At 33.9% G+C, this 877-nt stretch carries 1 protein-coding gene; it reads left to right on the top strand.

Annotated elements, in window-relative coordinates; translation table 11 throughout:
- The first annotated feature begins 341 nt into the window (after positions 1–341).
- A complete protein-coding gene (locus FEZ33_RS12240; RefSeq protein WP_071862912.1) occupies positions 342–743 on the top strand; it encodes a metal-dependent transcriptional regulator in 402 nt (133 codons plus the stop codon).
- The last annotated feature ends 134 nt before the right edge of the window (positions 744–877 follow it).

An 877-nucleotide genomic window follows, 5' to 3' on the forward strand; every position in this document is an offset into this window, starting at 1 on the left:
TTACACCGCACCCCCTTGTGCATTTCCTCCATGATGTCATCTTGAAGTTGAACATGTTTATCTTTAATATTTAGTAAGCCTGCGATATAATTCATATGAGCCAAGTGAATTCTCCTTTTAGTAATGTATGGTAACTTTATTATATAGGAATTCACTGGCTTTTGTGTACATACAAAAAAAGGTGTCAGTGAGATTTCTCTCACCAACACCAAAAATTCAAGAACCACAAATTATTACTTAGCTAATTTTTTTCTTAGGATTATTTTTAGATATGTTACATAAAGACACCCCAGTTTAATAACGTAGGATGCTACTGATTTTACTTGAAAGGAGAACTAACATTGACACCAACCCAAGAAAAGTATCTGCTAGTTATTGACAAACTTAGTAAAGATAAAAAGTTGGTAAGAAATAGACAGGTTGCTGATATCCTAGAGGTCAAGCCTTCTTCTGTTACAGAAATAATGGATAGACTGGTAAATCAAAATATGATTCAGCACATTTCTTATCAAGGTGTTTTTTTAACATCCTCGGGTGAGGAACAAGTAGCTTTACTTAAAGAAAGACGTCTCATACTCTCAACTTTCTTAACATCATATCTCGGCATTTCTAGAACTGAGGCACCAGAAATTATAAATGAACTCCTACAAATTCATAGCTCTCTATTTTTTGAAAGACTTAAATGTTATATAGAACAGGAGACTATTGAAAGTCGTATCCAATATGATAAATACTTTTCATAAAATAAGTTGGAATGGCAACAGTTTTTTTGACAAATTTTATAAGGTGCAGAACTTCTTTCCGTATGCTATTCCGATTGTCCTTGACAATGAGCCTCCTCGGATGTGACGATCTTCGGCAGGAGCTAACAGTTAAA

It is taken from the genome of Ruoffia tabacinasalis (genome assembly GCF_005864045.1).
GTDB classification, from domain to species: Bacteria; Bacillota; Bacilli; order Lactobacillales; family Aerococcaceae; genus Ruoffia; species Ruoffia tabacinasalis.